This is a genomic window from Bradyrhizobium sp. 33ap4 (assembly GCF_032654765.1).
Classification (GTDB): Bacteria; Pseudomonadota; Alphaproteobacteria; order Rhizobiales; family Xanthobacteraceae; genus Bradyrhizobium; species Bradyrhizobium australafricanum.
Genome location: NZ_JAUMTJ010000006.1, coordinates 172488 through 188261, shown reverse-complemented (window position 1 = coordinate 188261; position 15774 = coordinate 172488). Strand labels below are relative to the sequence as shown.

Genomic DNA, 15774 nt, shown 5'->3' with positions numbered 1-15774 from the left:
TCACTGCGTCCCGGGCAACGGCCCCGGGGGCGCCGCTGTCCGTGCCTACGTAGCCCGAATGAGCGAAGCGATATCCGGGGCTGGTTTTGTCCCCGCATGTCGCTTCGCTCATGCGGGCTACGCTCCTTTTTGCAGTGAGCAGAGCACCGAGGCGGGCGATTGTTGCAGCGGCGACGCCGGGCCAATTCCCTGCAATCGCCTGCCTCGCGCGGCTGACCTGACGCCCAATTCCTGATCATCGGCTGCTCAATTGAAGCGCAAGATTGATAAAATATCGATTTATATCAATGAAATATATTGAATTGCATGCAGAATACAAAATGTGCTTGTCGGTTTGGCCGCCTTGAAGCAGACTTCGCGCAGGGCAGGAGAGGCCAGCGACCGTCAAGGACGAGGGGCGCGGCTGGGCAAAACAATCTGTCGGGAGGAGCGAGCAATGAGCGATCAGGTGTCCACCATCGCAATGGCAGATGCGGCAAAGCCTTCAGGCGTGCGCTGGAAGATTTTCCTGCTGATGCTGTTCCTGATCTCGATCAACTATATCGATCGCGCCTCGCTCTCGGTCGCGATGCCGGTCATCGCCAAGGAGTTCGATATCGATCCGGCGATGCAGGGCCTGATCCTGAGCTCGTTCTTCTGGACCTATGCGCTGATGCAGGTGCCGGGCGGCATGCTCGCCGATCGCTTCAAGCCGCGCATCGTGATCGCGCTCGCGACGCTGTTCTGGGGCTTCTTCCAGGCGCTGGCGGCGCTGTCGACCAGCTGGATGCTGCTGCTGCTGACCCGGCTCGGGCTCGGCGCGTCGGAAGCGCCGATCTATCCGGCCGGCGGCAAGCTCAACGCGATCTGGATGACGCAGACCGAGCGCGGCCGCGGCGCCACCTTGCTGGACGGCGGCGCACCGCTTGGTGCGGCGCTCGGCTCGATCGTGATCGCCTGGTTGATGGCGGCGTTCAGCTCCTGGCGCGTCGCCTTCGTCATCGCCGGCGTCGGCACCATGCTGTGCGGGCTGTGGGCCTGGTACTACATCCGCAACGTGCCGCGCGAGCATCCGTCGGTCAATGAAGCCGAGGCGCGCTATCTCGAGGAGGCGCACGCGATCGAGGATGCGGCGACGCCGCCGTCTTCGGGCGCAAGCTGGATGGCGTATTTCCGGTTTCGCTCGGTGTGGTGCATGTGCCTCGGCTGGATGTTCTTCAACACCACGTTCTACGGGCTGCTGACCTGGATGCCGACCTACCTGTTCAAGGTGCACGGCTTCGACATCAAGGCGCTGGGCGGCGCGTCCTTCATCATCTTCTTCGCAGGCTTCGTCGGCGAACTGGTCGGCGGCTGGATCGGCGATAACTGGCGGGAGCGGGGAGGGTCGCCTAACACCGTGTTCCGCACGCTGTTCGGCATCGCGGCGATCATGGCGACGGTGTCGATCTTCCTCGTCGCCTACGTCACCAACGCGGTTGCGGTCGTGGTGCTGCTGTCGACGACGCTGTTCTTCCTGCGCTGGTGCGGCATGTACTGGGCGATTCCGTCGGCGCTGGCGGGCCGCGGCAAGTCCGGCTTCCTCGGCGGCTGCATGAATCTCGGCGGCAACATCGCCGGCATCACGACGCCGCTGATCGTCGGCTTCATCGTGCAGGCCACCGGCTCCTATTTCCTGGCCCTGATGTATTTCGCCGCCGCGGGCATTGCGCTGTTGATCTGCTCGACCCTGATCGATTACAGCCGCAAGCTCCCGGTCTAAAACGGATGCGGCCGAATCCGCCAAGGATTCGGCCGCTTGATGAGGCTCACCAATGACACGTCCCGTCCGGCTCGGCATGCTGACGCCGTCGTCGAATACCGCGCTTGAGCCGATCACCTGCGCGATGCTATCGGGCGTCGACGACGTCTCGGCGCATTTCTCGCGCTTCAAGGTGACCGAGATCGCGCTGTCGGAGCAGGCGCTGCGCCAGTTCGACGCCAGCGAGATTCTTCGCGCGGCCGAGCTGCTGGCGCATGCCAAGGTCGACGTCATCGCCTGGAATGGCACCTCGGCAAGCTGGCTCGGTTTCGACCGCGACGAGAGCCTGTGCGAAGAGATCACGGCGGCAACGGGTATCAAGGCCTGTACCACGGTGCTGGCCTATCGCGACGTGTTGCGGCGGATCGGCGCCAGCCGCATCGGGCTGGTGACGCCGTATCGCAAGGACGTGCAGGAGCGGATCGTCGCCAACTGGAATTCGCAGGGGCTGCACTGTTTTGCCGAGCGGCATCTGTCGCTGCAGGACAATTTCTCCTTTGCCGAGGTCAGCGAGGCCGAGGTCGCGCGGCTGATCGAGGAGGTGGTGCGCGAGGGCTGCGATGCCGCCGTCGTGCTCTGTACCAACATGCGCGGCGCCGGCGCGGCCGAGCGGCTGGAGCGCGGATTTGGCGTCCCGGTGCTGGATTCGATTGCGGTGACACTGTGGGCATGCCTTGCCGCGGCCGGCTGCGATCCGTCGCGCGTGCAGGGCTGGGGCAGCCTGTTCTCGAACCCCGATCTGCGCGCGGCCGCCGCGATCCACGTGGGAGGGCGCGATCTCCAATCATGACAGTGAAGGCAAGCGGTGACTGAACCCAAGGCGACCAGACGTAACAAGGAACCCAAGCGCGCGATGACCGCGCTGCAACGGCGCCGTCTGCGCGTGCCGCGGGTTGGGCTGCACGAGCAGGCGGCGACGCGGCTGCGCACCATGATCGTGCGCGGCGAGCTGGCGCCGGGGCAATCGCTGGGGGAGGCGGACCTCTCCGACGCGCTCGGCGTCTCGCGCACGCCGCTGCGCGAGGCGCTGAAGCAATTGGCGAGCGAGGGCCTGGTCGAGCTGCGGCTCAACCACAGCGCCGTGGTGGCGCCGTTCCGCCGCGCCGAGCTCGCCGAACTGTTCGAGGCCGTCAGCGGCATCGAACGCTGCGCCGCCGAGCTCGCCGCGCTGCGCATGGAGCCGGACGACTTCGAACGGCTCGCGGCGCTGCAGGACAAGATCGAATGGCATCACGGCCGCGGCGAGCTGCGCGATTATTTTCAAGTTAATCAGCAGATCCATTCGGCGATCGTCGGCTTCGCCCGCAATGCCGTGTTGAAGGCGACGCACGAGGCGCTGCTGGCGCGGGCCGAGCGGGCGCGCTTCTTCGCGCTGTCGGTGCTCGGCCGCTGGGATGAATCGGTGCAAGAGCATCAGGAGATTTTGTCGGCGCTGAAGGCGCGTGATGCGGCCCGGGCCGGGCAGATACTGGCCCACCACGTGCGCCGCACCGGCGAGATCGTCGCCGAGACGCTGGATGCCAAGGCAATGAACGACAAGGCGGACGACGCCGCGGCACCGGAGGCACCGGCAAGGCCACGCGGCCGCAAGACGAGGGACGTTGCGCCATGAAGATCCTGCTGCTCAATCCCAACACGACGGCTGATGTGACGGATCTGCTCCATGCCGCCGGCAGCAAGGCGGCGTCGGCCGGCACCGAGCTCGTGCCGCTCACCGCCGCGCGCGGCGTGCCTTATATCGCCACCCGCGCCGAGGCCCAGATCGGTGGTGCGATCGCGCTGGAGATGCTGGCCGAAGCCGGCCCCGGCGTCGATGCCGCTGTCATCGCGGCGTTCGGCGATCCCGGCCTGTTCGGCGCGCGTGAGCTGTTCGCCTTCCCCGTCGTGGGATTGGCCGAAGCTGCGATGCTCACGGCCTGCATGCTCGGCCGCCGGTTTGGTATCGTCACCTTCGCCGGCGCGCTGGCGCCCTGGTACGAGGAATGCGTCGCCATGCACGGGCTGAGCTCGCGCTGCGCCGGCATTCGCACGCTTGACGGTCATTTCCAGTCGATCTCGGAGGTGCAGGCCGAGAAGGAGGAGCTGCTGGTCGCGCTCGCCAACCGTGCGGTCGATCAGGACAACGCCGACGTCGTCATTCTGTCGGGCGCACCGCTTGCTGGACTCGCGGCAAAAATCCGCGACCGCATTCCGGTGCCGGTGGTCGATCCGGTCGCGGCGGCGGTGCGGCAGGCGGAGACGCTCGCCGTGCTCAAGCCGCGCAAGGCGGTGGCCGGCACCTTCCGCCGTCCCGATCCGAAGCCGACGCGCGGGCTGGCCGAGCCACTCGCCGCAATCATCGAACACCGCTCACCGAAGGAGGGAACAAACTGATGTCCTTCGACACCATTATCCGCGGCGGCACCGTGGTGACCGCGGCCGACACCTTCGCCTGCGACGTCGGTATCCGCGGCGGCAAGATCACGGCGCTCGGCCATGATCTCGGCGATGCAGTCACGATCATCGACGCCACCGACCGCCTGGTGCTGCCCGGCGGCATCGACAGCCATGTCCACTTCGCCCAGCCGTCCGGCGACGGCATCGTAATGGCCGACGGTTTTGCCAGCGGCACGCGATCGGCGGCCTTCGGCGGCAACACCACCGTGCTGCCGTTCTGTCTGCAGGAGAAGGGCCAGACCCTGCGCGAGGCGCTGAAGCATTACCATTCGCTGGCCGAAGGCGAGTGCCATGTCGACGTCGCCTTCCATCTCATCCTCACCGATCCGACCGAGCATGTGCTGGGCCAGGAGCTGCCGGCCCTGGTCGAGGACGGCTACACCTCGCTCAAGGTCTTCATGACCTATGAAGGCCTCGCGCTGTCGGACCGGGAGTTGCTCGAGACCATGTCGGTCGCGCGCGAGACCGGCGCCATGCTGATGGTGCATGCGGAGAATTTCGACGCCATCCGCTTCCTGACCGACCGGCTCGAACGGACCGGTAACACCGCGCCGCGCTTCCATGCGACTTCGCGGCCGATCCCGGTCGAGCGCGAGGCCACCCATCGCGCGATCTCGCTGTCCGAGCTCGTCGACGTGCCGATCATGATCGTGCATGTCTCGAACCGCGAGGCGATGGACGAAATCCGGCGCGCGCAGCAAAGGGGCTTGCGGGTCATGGGCGAGACCTGTCCGCAATACCTCATGCTGACCGAAAAGGATCTCGATCAGCTCAACATGGAAGGCGCAAAATACGTCTGCTCGCCCCCGCCGCGCGACGTCGCCAGCCAGCAGGCCTGCTGGGAAGGTCTGCAGCAGAAGGTGTTTTCGGTGTTTTCGTCGGACCATTGTCCGTTCCGTTACGACGACCCGCAGGGCAAGCTTGCGCCGAAGGGACGTACCAGCTTCCGCTGGGTGCCAAACGGAATCCCGGGCGTGGCGACGCGGCTGCCGATCCTGTTCTCCGAAGGCGTGGTGAAGGGGCGGATCGACCTCAACAGCTTCGTCGCCTTCAGCGCCACCAACCATGCCAAGATCTACGGCCTCTATCCGCGCAAGGGTACGATCGCGGTCGGCTCGGATGCCGACATCGCGCTGTGGGACCCGAAGCGCAAGGTGACGATCCGTCACGAGTTGATCCACGACGGCGCGGACTACACGCCCTATGAGGGGCTCGAGGTCACGGGCTGGCCGGTGCTGACCATGGTGCGCGGCAAGGTCGTCGTCGATAACGGTACGCTCATTGGCGGCAAGGACCACGGCACCTATCTGCCCCGCGCCAAGCCGCCGAAGGCCATTCCGTAACGCGACCAAATCCGTAACAAGCAAAGAGAGAAGGCAGGAGATCAACATGCCCTATGCTGTGACAGACGACGGAGTGCGGCTCTATTTCGAGGAGACCGGATCGGGGCATCCGGTGATCCTGGTTCACGAGTTCGCCGGCGACTTGCGCAGCTACGAGCCGCAGATGCGGCACTTCGGCAAGCGCTTCCGGACCATCGCCTACAATGCGCGCGGCTTTCCGCCGTCGGATGTGCCGGAGCAGGTCTCGTCCTATTCGCAGGCGCGCGCCGCCGACGATATCCTGGCGGTGCTCGATCATATCGGCGCGCCGAAGGCGCATATCGTCGGTCTGTCGATGGGCGGCTTTGCGACGCTGCATTTCGGATTACGTCACCCTGATCGGGCGCTGTCGCTATGCATCGGTGGCTGCGGCTACGGCGCCGAGCTCGATAAGCGCGAGACGTTTCGCGCCGAGGCCGACGTGATCGCGGGCATGATCCGCAAGGAGGGCATGCCGACCTTCGCCGAGCGCTACGCCTACGGGCCGACCCGCGTGCAGTACGAGAACAAGGACCCGCGCGGCCATGCCGAGTTCAAGGCCATGCTGGCCGAGCATTCGGCGGTGGGATCGGCCAACACCCAGCAGGGCATACAGAAGGAGCGCCCTTCGCTCTACACGCTGGTCGACGAGATGAAGCGGATCAAGGTGCCGACGCTGATCATCACCGGCGACGAGGATTGGCCTTGCCTGCTGCCGGGCATCCTGATGAAGCAGAGCATCCCGTCTGCCGCGCTCGCGGTGATGCCGAACTGCGGCCACGCCATCAACATCGAGGAGCCCGACGAATACAACCGGATCGTCGGCGAATTCCTGGCGCAGGTCGAGAGCGGCCGCTGGCCGCAGCGCGATCCGCGCGCGGTCAGTGCTTCGATCACGGGAATGAAGGGGTAGGCTTCACGCCGAGTTGAATCGCGGCCTTCATCCGCCACCAGACCAAGCATCCGCGCTTTTCGGGACACATCCCCGGAAGGCGCGGATTTTTTTCGGGCGTGAGCAAGCCGCGACAGCCGGCGGTGCACAACCTGTTCGCATGATTGCTGGCTGCTGCAGTCATCTCCAACGCGATCCGTTCAATTCCATGTCTTGTGACCGAAACCGCGTCCACAGATAGCCGATCGCGTGAGACGGAAGAGGAGGGCGTCTGTCATGCGCGCAAAGATTGGTCCCCCGATATCTGCAACCGATGCGGACATGAGCGCGCATCATCGTTCGTCGCATTCATTCGACCGACACAGCGCTGTCATCGGTGGTGGATAACTTGTCGCAGGTCGACGTCATAAATCCTTAAAAATAAAAAGGGGCACTACGGTGAAAGCCAAATTTCTTTCGACGGTCGGAGTCTGTCTGGTTGCTGCCGCTGCGGTGATGTGCAGCGCCGCCGCTCAGGACGACAACAAGGGCAATAACGGCCACGATCATCATCCGCACGACATCCACACCCAAACGCCGATCAAGCATCTCGTCGTCATCTTCAACGAGAACCGCTCGTTCGATCACTACTTCGCAACCTACCCGGTTGCGACCAACCCGACCGGCTCGATTCCGTTCACGGCGAAGCCGCATACGCCGAAGGTCAACAATCTCGCCAGCGCCAATCTGTTGACCAATAACCCGAACACCAATCCGGCCAACGGCACCGGCGCAACCAATCCGTTCCGCCTCGACCGCACCCAGGCCAACACCAAGTCGCAGAACCACGCCTACACGCCCGAGCAGCAGGCAGTCGACAACGGCAAGGAAGACCTGTTTCCGAAATTCACCGGTCGCGGCACCGCCGGCGGCGTCGGCGCGTTCGGCACCAACGGGCAGGTGATGGGCTATTTCGACGGCAACACCGTCACCGCGTTCTGGAATTATGCCCAGAACTTCGCGATGAGCGACAACAGCTGGACCGACACCTTTGGTCCGTCGACGCCCGGCGCGCTCGAGGTGATCTCCGGCCAGACCAACGGCGCGCAGAACATCGTCGGCTCGTCATCTTCGATCGCCGACGGCCAGGGCGGCCTGACGCTGATCGGTGATACCGACCCTGCCTACGATGCCTGCTCTAGCACGACCAGCCAGGTCCTGATGACCAGCAAGAACATCGGCGACCTGCTCAATGCCGAGCAGATTAGCTGGGGCAGCTTCATGGGCGGCTTCGACCTGACGCTCAAGAACAGCAACGGCACCACCAACTGCGGCCGCAGCACGTTCTCGAGCAACGTCAACGGCACCGTCGTGGACTACATCCCGCACCACGCCTGGTTCCAGTATTACAAGTCGACCGCCAACCCGAGCCATGCGCGGCCGAGCTCGGTGAATGCGGTCGGACACACCTATGTGCCCGGCAGCAAGACGCTCGATCCGGCCAATCACGCCTACGATCTCGAGGACTTCTATGCTTCGGTGAAGGCCGGCAACTTCCCGGCCGTCTCCTACATCAAGATGCCGGCCTATCAGGACGGTCATCCCGGCAACTCCGATCCGCTCGATGAGCAGGCCGGCAATGTCGAGCTGATCAACTTCCTGCAGAAGCAGAAGGAGTGGGGCGAGACCGCCGTCATCATCACCTATGACGACTCCGACGGCTGGTACGACCACCAGTACCTTGCACCGATCAGCGCCTCGTATGATCCCACCGCCGACCAGGTCAACGGTCCCGGCCAGTGCGGTCGCGGTATCGGCAGGCAGACGCCGCCGAACGGCCTCAACGGCCAGCCGGTAAACGGCCGCTGCGGTCCCGGTACGCGTGTCCCGTTCCTGGTGATCTCGCCCTTCGCCAAGCGGAATTACGTCAGCCACACCCGCATCTCGCAGGCCTCCGTCGTTCGCTTCATCGAGGACAACTGGCTGCACGGCCAGCGTCTCGGCGGCGGCTCGTTCGACGACAACGTCGAATCGATCGCCGACATGTTCGACTTCGAGCGCGGCCACGGCCAGGACCACGAGTACCGGCAGGACACGCTGTTTCTCGATCCGACCGCCGGCACCGTCATCGTCAGCGCGCCGGACGATCACCATCACCACTAACGCCCTTCGGTTCTGATCCAATCAGAACCGAAGCTCTGCCCTGACGCGTTCTGCTCGCGCGAACTGGTCTACAGTTCGCGCGAAAACGCTTAACGACACTGGATCTGATATGAATGGCCGCACCTTGTGGCTTCTCGGCGCCTGCCTGCTGTGCATGGCCGGCGCCGTTGCGGCCGTCGAGACGCAGGGACTTCCGGGGACCAATCCGAACCCGGTGCAGCTCAGGCGTCCGCCTGTTGCTCCGCTGTCCGCCATGGCGCAGCTCGGCCAGAAGATTTTTTTCGACGCGTCGCTGTCCTCGTCGGGCGCATTGTCATGCGCGTCCTGTCACAGTCCGGACCACGCTTACGGGCCACCCAATGATGGGCCGGTGATGCTCGGCGGGCCCGCGCAATCCCGGCAAGGGACACGCGCCGTGCCGGGCCTGACCTATCTCGAGCGGCAGCCGAATTTCAGCATCGGGCCGGAAAAGGACGAAGACGACAATGTCGTCGACTTCGCGCAACTGGCCGCGCTCGGCCAGCAGGCTCCGCGCGCCAAGAAGGTCGCGACCGGGACTGCCGCGTCGGCGGTCAACATCGTGCCGCAGGGCGGACTGTTCTGGGACGGCCGCGCCGATACGCTGCAGGACCAGGCGATCTTCCCGCTGCTTGATCCCAACGAGATGGACGGCGGCAGCACCGAAATCGTGGCGCAGAAGCTGCGCCAGGCGAGCTACGCGCCGCGCTTCGCCGAGCTGTTCGGCGCCGGTGTCTTCGACAATTCGCGGCTGCTGGTCGCGGAGGCGATGTTTGCCGTCGCGCGCTATCAGGTTGAGGAGCCGAGCTTCCATCCCTACACCAGCAAGTTCGACTACTGGCTGGAGGGCAGGGCGCGATTGAACGAGAGCGAATTGCGCGGCCTGCAATTGTTCAACGATCCGGACAAGGCCAATTGCGGCGGCTGCCATACGTCGCAGCCCACCCGGGACGGTCTGCCGCCGCTGTTCACCGATCACCAATATGAGGCGCTCGGTGCGCCGCGCAACGCCGCGCTCGCCGGCAACCGCGATCCCGACCATTTCGATCTCGGGGTCTGCGGTCCCTACCGCACCGACATTGCCGAGCAGACGCAATATTGCGGGATGTTTCTGACGCCGACCTTGCGCAACGCGGCAACGCGTCGCGTGTTCTTTCACAACGGCGTCTTCATCAGCCTCGAGCAGGTGCTCGACTTCTATAACTTCCGCGATACCAATCCGGAGAAGGTCTTTCCGCGCGGCGCCGACGGCACGGTGCGCAAGTACGATGACCTGCCGGAAAAATATCACGGCAATGTCGACGTCAGCGATCCGCCGTTCGAGCGCCATCTCGGCGACACGCCGGCGATGACGGCGCAGGACGAGGCCGACATTATCGCCTTCCTGAAGACGCTAACCGACGGCTACCAGCCGGAGCGGTGAGACGTCGCGACGTTCCATCGCGGAACCGAACCGCGAGTTGGCAGGGCTTCGTCATGCGCGCATAATGGGCGCATGAATGTCGTCGAAGGCAACGGTGCCAGAATCCCGGCAATCGGGCTCGGCACATGGGAGCTGCGCGGGCGGACCTGCGCACGCATCGTCGAGCAGGCGTTGCGGCTCGGCTATCGCCACATCGACACCGCCCAGATCTATGACAATGAGCGCGAAGTCGGCGAGGGGCTGCGTGCCTCCGGCATCAAGCGCGACGACGTGTTCGTCACCACCAAGGTCTGGACCACGCATTTCATGGCCAAGGATCTCGAGCGGTCGGCGAAGGAGAGCCTGGCGCGGCTGCGCCTGACCGAGGTCGATCTGTTGCTGCTGCACTGGCCCAATGCACAGGTGCCGCTTGCCGAGACGCTCGGCGCGCTGGCGCGGGTCAGGCAGGCGGGCCTGGCGCGGCATATCGGCGTCTCCAACTTCAAAGTGGCGCTGATCAAGGAGGCGGTGGCGGCATGTCCCGAACCGCTCGCCTGCGACCAGGTCGAGTACCATCCTTATCTCGACCAGGCCGATGTGATCGAGGCCTGTCGACGCCACGGCATGGCGTTCGTTGCCTACAGCCCGATCGCGAAGGGACGGGTCAAGGGCGACCGCGCGCTCGCGCGGATCGGCGACCGCTATCGCAAGACCGCGGCCCAGGTCAGCCTGCGCTGGCTGGTGCAGCAGAATGTCTCCGCGATCCCGCGCACCTCGAAGCTCGAGCGCCTTCAGGAGAACATCGACATCTTCGATTTCGAGCTGTCGGTTGACGACATGCGCGAGATCTCGGCGATCGGGAGCGCTGACGCGCGATGATGGGCCCGCGACGCATGGGGTCTTTGCCTGAGCATCAAGTCTTGGAAAGCATCAAGTTTTGGAAAAATGGCTGGGTCCTGATCCGGATCATGCTAATGCCCCGCTGGCCGATTGCGGCTTTGGACCGAATGGGGATTGAGGCAGGCGGGTTCCGGCCGGTATTGTAGCCCGGCGGGGAGAGACGTCACTGATGTGATCGAGTGGGATGAAGTTTCGGCCAAACGCGGATCTGATGGCGTCGGTGTTCGTGCACCTGATGCTGCTCGCGCTGATTTTCCTTTATTCGGAGGTCCATCAATTCGATCCCGTCGCCGCTGACACGGTGCCGGTCGAGATCGTGACGCCGCAGGAGGTCGCCAAGTCCGAGGTCGAGACCAAGCCCGAGCCGGCACCGAGCCCTTCGCCGACGCCCGAGTTGCGGTTGCCGTCGCTCGACAAGACGGTGGATTCGGCCAAGCCCGAACCATCGGCGCAGGCGCCCGCGCCGCAGAAGCAGCAGGCCGCGCCGCAGCCGCCGGAGAAGCAGGCGACGCCGCCGGCGCCCAAGCCCAGCCCGGCACCGCAACGTGCCGCGGCCGAGCCGCCGCCCACGCCGGCACAGCAAACGCCACCGATGCCCCAGCCAGCGGCGCAGCAACAGGCGGCAGCGTCGCCGCCTGCCTATGCGCAGCCCGAGCCTGATCTTTCGGTAAAATACAACGTCATGCTCGGCCTGCCGCCCGATATCTCCGTGAAACCGCCAGCCAGCGCGCCGTCCGGCCCCGGACCCGGCAAGGACAATTTCGACGCGGCCGCCACCGAGCAGGCCGATGTCGGCTCGAGCGTGGTTGCCGAATTCCGCCGTCACCTGAAGACCTGCCTGAAGCTCCCGCCGACGCTGAGTGCGGGCGACGACGTGAAGATCAAGCTCAGGGTGTTCATGAAGCCTGACGGCAAGCTCGCCGCGTCACCCTTGCTGATCGAAGCCACCGCCTCGGAAAAGGGGCCGCTGTTGCTGAAGAGCGCGACCGATGCGCTGCAGGCCTGCCAGCCCTATGCGATGCTGCCGCGGGATCGCTATGGCGAATGGAAGGTGCTCGACCTCGATTTCAGCCCGCGCGATTTCGCGTCGTAGACCAGGGACGAGCGGCGCACTCGGCCTCGCCCCGCGTGCGGGGAGAGGCCGGATTGCATCGCCAGATGCAATCCGGGTGAGGGGGAGTCTCCGCGAACGCGTCTCTCTCCGTCGATGCGGAAACAGCCCCTCACCCCAACCCTCTCCCCGTAAGAACGGGGAGAGGGAGCGCAGCACGGCCTCGACCGTCGCGTCAGCTTCCCATCGCCTGCCAGGCATTCGAGGCGAACTGCCGGCGCCAGATCACGATCACGACCGCGGCTGTCGTGACGAACAGCACCCAGGGGCTGACGAACCAGCCGAGATAGCCGAGCGCGAAGAAAAACGCGCGCTGGCCGCGGTTAAAGTGCCGGCCTGCGGTCTCGAACAGCCGCGTGGTGCGGATCACATGGGCCTCGGCCTCCGGCGTGTCGCGCTGGTCGGCCGGCGGCATCGCGCCGAACAGGATCGCCACATAGTTGAACAGGCGATAGGCCCAGGCGAATTTGAAGAAGGTGTAGATGAAGATCAGGATCAGCCCGATGCACTTGACCTCCCACAAAGCGGGCGAGGGCGTGAGGTTGACTGGCAGCGCGCCGAGCACGGCGAGCGCGTCATTGGTGGCGCGCAACAGCGCCAGCCCGCCGCCGATCGCGATCAGACTGGTGGAGGCAAAGAACGCGGTGCCGTTCTGCAAGCTGGCCATGATCTGCATGTCGACCATCCGTGCGTCGCGGTTGAGCAGATTCCGCACCCAGATCTCGCGATAGACATGCATCCGCGCCGATAGGCTGTCGCGCCCATACGCGGTGTGCTCCAGCGTGATGGTATAGACCAGCCATTCCAGCGCAAAGAAGCCGACGGCCAGGATGTCGGTCCAATAGCCGGTCATGTTGCCTTCCTTCGTGAGCGCGCGGCTGACTGTCCGCGCCGGGCCGCATCCGCGTCATGTACAGGTTGAACGCGCGCAATGCACTATGGCAAACTACCGAGGCAACAGGATTCCCGGACATGCTCAAGCTCGTCATCGGCAACAAGAACTATTCGTCATGGTCGATGCGGCCCTGGCTGGCGTTGCGCGCCAACAACATCCCGTTCGAAGAGGTCTTCATTCCGCTCTACACGGACCAGGCCGACAAGGACCGCATCCTCTCTTTCAGCAAGGCCGGCAAGGTGCCGACGCTGATCGATGGCGACGTCACGGTGTGGGACTCGCTGGCGATCATCGAATATCTCGCCGAGAGATTTCCCGAGGCGAAGCTCTGGCCTGCGGATCGTGCCGCGCGCGCGCATGCCCGCGCGATCTCAGCGGAGATGCATTCCGGCTTCATGCCGCTGCGCAACGAATGCGGCATGAACCTGCACCGGCCGATCCGCGCCGTCGCGCTGTCGGATGATGCGCGCGCCAACGTGGCGCGGATCCAGGATATCTGGGCCGAGTGCCATGCGCGCTACGGCAAGCAGGGTCCGTTCCTGTTCGGCGCATTCTCCGCCGCCGATGCGATGTACGCGCCCGTGGTGCATCGCTTCCGCACCTACGCGATCCCGGTGAAGGCCGAGGCGCAGCACTATGTCGATGCCATGATGCAGCTTCCGGCATTCCAGGAATGGACCCGCGACGGCGTTGCCGAGACGCTGCGGATCGCCCGATTCGAGGATGTCTGACGGTTGCTGCGCTTCCGAATTGTGACAGCGGTCGCAAAGATCGCGGCTTGACGCCGCGGGGCCGAAGGCGTCGAATCCGGGAAGGCTGGTTTTGCAAGTCGTGAAAGGACTTAGACCATGGGCATTCTCGATTCCCTGGAGAATTCGCCGGAGCTGAAAGGCATGCTTGGCCAGCTTGGCGCGGCGGTGATCCCCGTCGTGCTCGGCGAGGTCCTGGGCAATGGCGGGCAGGGCGGCTTGTCCGCGATCGTCGCCAAGCTCGAGCAGGCCGGGCTCGGCGAGCAGGTCAAATCCTGGATCGGTACCGGTCAGAACCTGCCGATCACCGCTGAGCAGCTCCAGCAGGTGCTCGGCAGCGACACGGTCAAGCAGCTCGCCGCCAGGTTCAACATTCCGGTGGACCAGCTGTCCAAGGTGCTCGCCCAGCAACTTCCGGCTGCGGTCGACGGCGCGAGCCCGGGCGGCAAGCTGCCGCAGACCGCTTGAGCCGGTGGAATCAGGGTTCCAACCGGGCTCGGCGGGCAATTTCCGGCTGGCACGCAAATTGCTGCCTATCGCCCTGAAAAACCTGCAAAAATCGCACCTTCGCTATGCCCCAATCTTGCTGGATTTGGGGAGGTGCGATGTGCTAGCTTGCCGCAGGGTTCTCAAAATGCCGGCCTGAGCTATCGGGACTGTCAGCTCAGCCAGCAATCTCTAAGAAAATGGAGAGGGCGTTGAAGCATAAGTACTCGATTGGCGAGACCGTCTATTTCACGGCCAGCAACGTGGCGCGCCCCGCCGCGAGCGGCACCTATCAAGTGATCCGTCTGCTGCCGACCGACGGTGACGATTGCCAATATCGCATCAAGAGCTCGACCGAAGCCTTCGAACGGGTGGCCAAGGAGAGTCAGCTCGCGCTGTCCTGAAGGAGTTGCGCGCAAGCCGGCGGCTGGAGCGGGTTCCGCGCCGCCGCCGTCAAAAGGCCCTGTTCGCAGACCCATTGTGCTGAAGGTTGGACGTCGGGGTGGCGGCGTTCGCCGTCGCCGATTGTGCTTACGCTGCGTTGAGGGACATCGCGCATGAACTGGGCTTCCTCGCTGGATCAGATCTGGCGCTCACCGACCTTCCCGATGTGGCTGACGCTGGCCGCCGCGGGGTTCTTTGGGATCGTCGTTCTGGTCACGCTGCTGCGTGCGGAAAAATCCGTCGCCAACGGCGCGCTGACCGTGATCACGCTGCTGTCGATCGCGGTTGCGGTCGCCGCGACGATCCGTGGCTTCGGCCCGGGCGGGCAGGCGGCGCCGGCCGAGACACGGACGGCGCAACTGGCCAGCCAGACGGTGCCGGCGCTGGCCTGCGTCGACGACCTCGCCGGAGACGCCGTTCTCAACGCCTGCGAGAAGGTGCTGTTCGGTTCATCGGATACGGCGGCAGCGGCGGTCAGCTACGCGGCGGCGCAGGTCTCGCGCCTGACTGCGCTCGGCGACCTCGCGACTGCCGAGCGCAATTCGACCACCGAGTTGCAGGCGCTGCGCCGCGCCATCGAGCATGACCGCTATGGCCTGGTCGCCTATGCGCTGATGGCGCGCGACCACTGCACGCCGACCGCGTGCCCCGCGTTCCGCTCGCTCGGCGACAACCATCAGATCATCGCCAACATGAACGAGCGGACCTACGAGAACCTGATCACGCGCTACGCAGGGTCGTGGAACGCGCCGGCCGGCGCCCAGGCATCGGCTGCCTCCGGCTTGGTCGCGGCGCTGCCGCAGTCGTTGCCCACCGGCAAGCCGACCAATGCGGAGTTTCCGAGTTCGGCGAACACGCCGCCGGTCAGCATCATGACGCCCGAGCCGGCAAAGCCGGCCGCCGCCGCACCAGCGCCGGCCGCGCGCGCCGCCGCGCCGCCCGCCGCAGCCCCGAAGCGTCCGCCGGCGGCGAAGCGCCCGGTCCAGATCGCGCCGGCCCCGGCCGCGCCGGCGTCGCCTCCTGCCGCCGCCAGCGCACCGGCGGCTGCGAACGAGCAATGAGCGTGATGACGGCGGCTTGAGCCGCCGTCGTTGCGCCGTTCCGGCTTCGTTTGGCTCGAAAGGCGCTCTAGTCCCGATATCCACCGCCGCGGAGAGC

At 65.1% G+C, this 15774-nt stretch carries 15 protein-coding genes; 14 read left to right on the top strand and 1 reads right to left on the bottom strand.

The annotated features are described in order from the left end of the window. Positions 1 to 436 precede the first annotated feature (436 nt). The 10 genes from Q2M23_RS07065 to Q2M23_RS07020 all read left to right on the top strand — a co-directional run bounded on the left by Q2M23_RS07065 (position 437) and on the right by Q2M23_RS07020 (position 12024). Entirely contained in the window at positions 437 to 1741 is a 1305-nt protein-coding gene (locus Q2M23_RS07065) for an MFS transporter (protein WP_057020831.1), read from the top strand. Positions 1742 to 1793: 52 nt separating this feature from the next. Beyond that, positions 1794 to 2570 carry an aspartate/glutamate racemase family protein gene (locus Q2M23_RS07060; RefSeq protein ID WP_076834556.1) on the top strand — a complete coding sequence of 259 codons (777 nt, stop codon included), beginning with the start codon at positions 1794 to 1796 and terminating at the stop codon, positions 2568 to 2570. Positions 2571 to 2585: 15 nt separating this feature from the next. After that, positions 2586 to 3392 (top strand): GntR family transcriptional regulator, encoded by an 807-nt coding sequence (locus Q2M23_RS07055; RefSeq protein WP_316395074.1) that lies wholly within the window; start codon positions 2586 to 2588, stop codon positions 3390 to 3392. Continuing rightward, positions 3389 to 4153, top strand: a complete 765-nt coding sequence (locus Q2M23_RS07050) for an aspartate/glutamate racemase family protein (protein ID WP_316395072.1) — start codon at positions 3389 to 3391, stop codon at positions 4151 to 4153. The genes Q2M23_RS07055 and Q2M23_RS07050 overlap by 4 nt, the downstream gene beginning before the upstream one ends. Further along, positions 4153 to 5559 carry a dihydropyrimidinase gene (hydA, locus tag Q2M23_RS07045; protein WP_316395070.1) on the top strand — a complete coding sequence of 469 codons (1407 nt, stop codon included), beginning with the start codon at positions 4153 to 4155 and terminating at the stop codon, positions 5557 to 5559. Before Q2M23_RS07050 ends, hydA begins: the two co-directional genes overlap by 1 nt. A 46-nt stretch (positions 5560 to 5605) precedes the next feature. Then, on the top strand, positions 5606 to 6490 hold the full coding sequence (locus Q2M23_RS07040) for an alpha/beta fold hydrolase (protein ID WP_076834551.1): 885 nt from the start codon (positions 5606 to 5608) through the stop codon (positions 6488 to 6490). Positions 6491 to 6964: 474 nt separating this feature from the next. Continuing rightward, the gene (locus tag Q2M23_RS07035) at positions 6965 to 8611 is read left to right on the top strand and encodes a phospholipase C (protein WP_256521415.1); all 1647 of its coding nucleotides are present in this window, start codon (positions 6965 to 6967) and stop codon (positions 8609 to 8611) included. A gap of 109 nt (positions 8612 to 8720) precedes the next feature. Then, a complete protein-coding gene (locus Q2M23_RS07030) occupies positions 8721 to 10052 on the top strand; it encodes a cytochrome-c peroxidase (RefSeq protein ID WP_316395069.1) in 1332 nt (443 codons plus the stop codon). A 72-nt stretch (positions 10053 to 10124) separates the two neighbouring features. Continuing rightward, the gene (locus Q2M23_RS07025) at positions 10125 to 10910 is read left to right on the top strand and encodes an aldo/keto reductase (protein ID WP_316395068.1); all 786 of its coding nucleotides are present in this window, start codon (positions 10125 to 10127) and stop codon (positions 10908 to 10910) included. Between the two features lie 205 nt (positions 10911 to 11115). Beyond that, positions 11116 to 12024, top strand: coding sequence for a hypothetical protein (locus tag Q2M23_RS07020; protein ID WP_316395066.1), 909 nt, complete (start codon positions 11116 to 11118; stop codon positions 12022 to 12024). A 193-nt stretch (positions 12025 to 12217) separates the two neighbouring features. Here Q2M23_RS07020 and Q2M23_RS07015 read toward each other — a convergent pair whose 3' ends face one another. Further along, positions 12218 to 12895 carry a DUF599 domain-containing protein gene (locus Q2M23_RS07015; RefSeq protein WP_028336422.1) on the bottom strand — a complete coding sequence of 226 codons (678 nt, stop codon included), beginning with the start codon at positions 12893 to 12895 and terminating at the stop codon, positions 12218 to 12220. Between the two features lie 119 nt (positions 12896 to 13014). On the opposite strand from Q2M23_RS07015, the gene Q2M23_RS07010 reads away from it, so the two are divergent. The 4 genes from Q2M23_RS07010 to Q2M23_RS06995 all read left to right on the top strand — a co-directional run bounded on the left by Q2M23_RS07010 (position 13015) and on the right by Q2M23_RS06995 (position 15677). Then, the gene (locus Q2M23_RS07010) at positions 13015 to 13668 is read left to right on the top strand and encodes a glutathione S-transferase family protein (RefSeq protein ID WP_076834539.1); all 654 of its coding nucleotides are present in this window, start codon (positions 13015 to 13017) and stop codon (positions 13666 to 13668) included. 117 nt (positions 13669 to 13785) lie between these two features. Continuing rightward, entirely contained in the window at positions 13786 to 14154 is a 369-nt protein-coding gene (locus tag Q2M23_RS07005) for a YidB family protein (protein WP_092078272.1), read from the top strand. A 218-nt stretch (positions 14155 to 14372) separates the two neighbouring features. Further along, entirely contained in the window at positions 14373 to 14576 is a 204-nt protein-coding gene (locus Q2M23_RS07000; protein ID WP_018272021.1) for a hypothetical protein, read from the top strand. Positions 14577 to 14729: 153 nt separating this feature from the next. Further along, positions 14730 to 15677: a hypothetical protein gene (locus tag Q2M23_RS06995; protein ID WP_253608330.1), complete on the top strand. Its 948-nt coding sequence runs from the start codon at positions 14730 to 14732 to the stop codon at positions 15675 to 15677. Positions 15678 to 15774: the final 97 nt, after the last annotated feature.

What these genes read in the sequence shown, in the direction of transcription:
- Q2M23_RS07025 (WP_316395068.1), top strand. Translation starts at nt 10,125, where the DNA reads ATGAATGTCGTCGAAGGCAACGGTGCCAGAATCCCGGCAATCGGGCTC.
- Q2M23_RS07035 (WP_256521415.1), top strand. Translation starts at nt 6,965, where the DNA reads ATGTGCAGCGCCGCCGCTCAGGACGACAACAAGGGCAATAACGGCCAC.
- hydA (WP_316395070.1), top strand. Translation starts at nt 4,153, where the DNA reads ATGTCCTTCGACACCATTATCCGCGGCGGCACCGTGGTGACCGCGGCC.
- Q2M23_RS07050 (WP_316395072.1), top strand. Translation starts at nt 3,389, where the DNA reads ATGAAGATCCTGCTGCTCAATCCCAACACGACGGCTGATGTGACGGAT.
- Q2M23_RS07030 (WP_316395069.1), top strand. Translation starts at nt 8,721, where the DNA reads ATGAATGGCCGCACCTTGTGGCTTCTCGGCGCCTGCCTGCTGTGCATG.
- Q2M23_RS07000 (WP_018272021.1), top strand. Translation starts at nt 14,373, where the DNA reads ATGGAGAGGGCGTTGAAGCATAAGTACTCGATTGGCGAGACCGTCTAT.
- Q2M23_RS07010 (WP_076834539.1), top strand. Translation starts at nt 13,015, where the DNA reads ATGCTCAAGCTCGTCATCGGCAACAAGAACTATTCGTCATGGTCGATG.
- Q2M23_RS07020 (WP_316395066.1), top strand. Translation starts at nt 11,116, where the DNA reads ATGAAGTTTCGGCCAAACGCGGATCTGATGGCGTCGGTGTTCGTGCAC.
- Q2M23_RS07015 (WP_028336422.1), bottom strand. Translation starts at nt 12,895, where the DNA reads ATGACCGGCTATTGGACCGACATCCTGGCCGTCGGCTTCTTTGCGCTG.
- Q2M23_RS07065 (WP_057020831.1), top strand. Translation starts at nt 437, where the DNA reads ATGAGCGATCAGGTGTCCACCATCGCAATGGCAGATGCGGCAAAGCCT.
- Q2M23_RS07005 (WP_092078272.1), top strand. Translation starts at nt 13,786, where the DNA reads ATGGGCATTCTCGATTCCCTGGAGAATTCGCCGGAGCTGAAAGGCATG.
- Q2M23_RS07040 (WP_076834551.1), top strand. Translation starts at nt 5,606, where the DNA reads ATGCCCTATGCTGTGACAGACGACGGAGTGCGGCTCTATTTCGAGGAG.
- Q2M23_RS06995 (WP_253608330.1), top strand. Translation starts at nt 14,730, where the DNA reads ATGAACTGGGCTTCCTCGCTGGATCAGATCTGGCGCTCACCGACCTTC.
- Q2M23_RS07060 (WP_076834556.1), top strand. Translation starts at nt 1,794, where the DNA reads ATGACACGTCCCGTCCGGCTCGGCATGCTGACGCCGTCGTCGAATACC.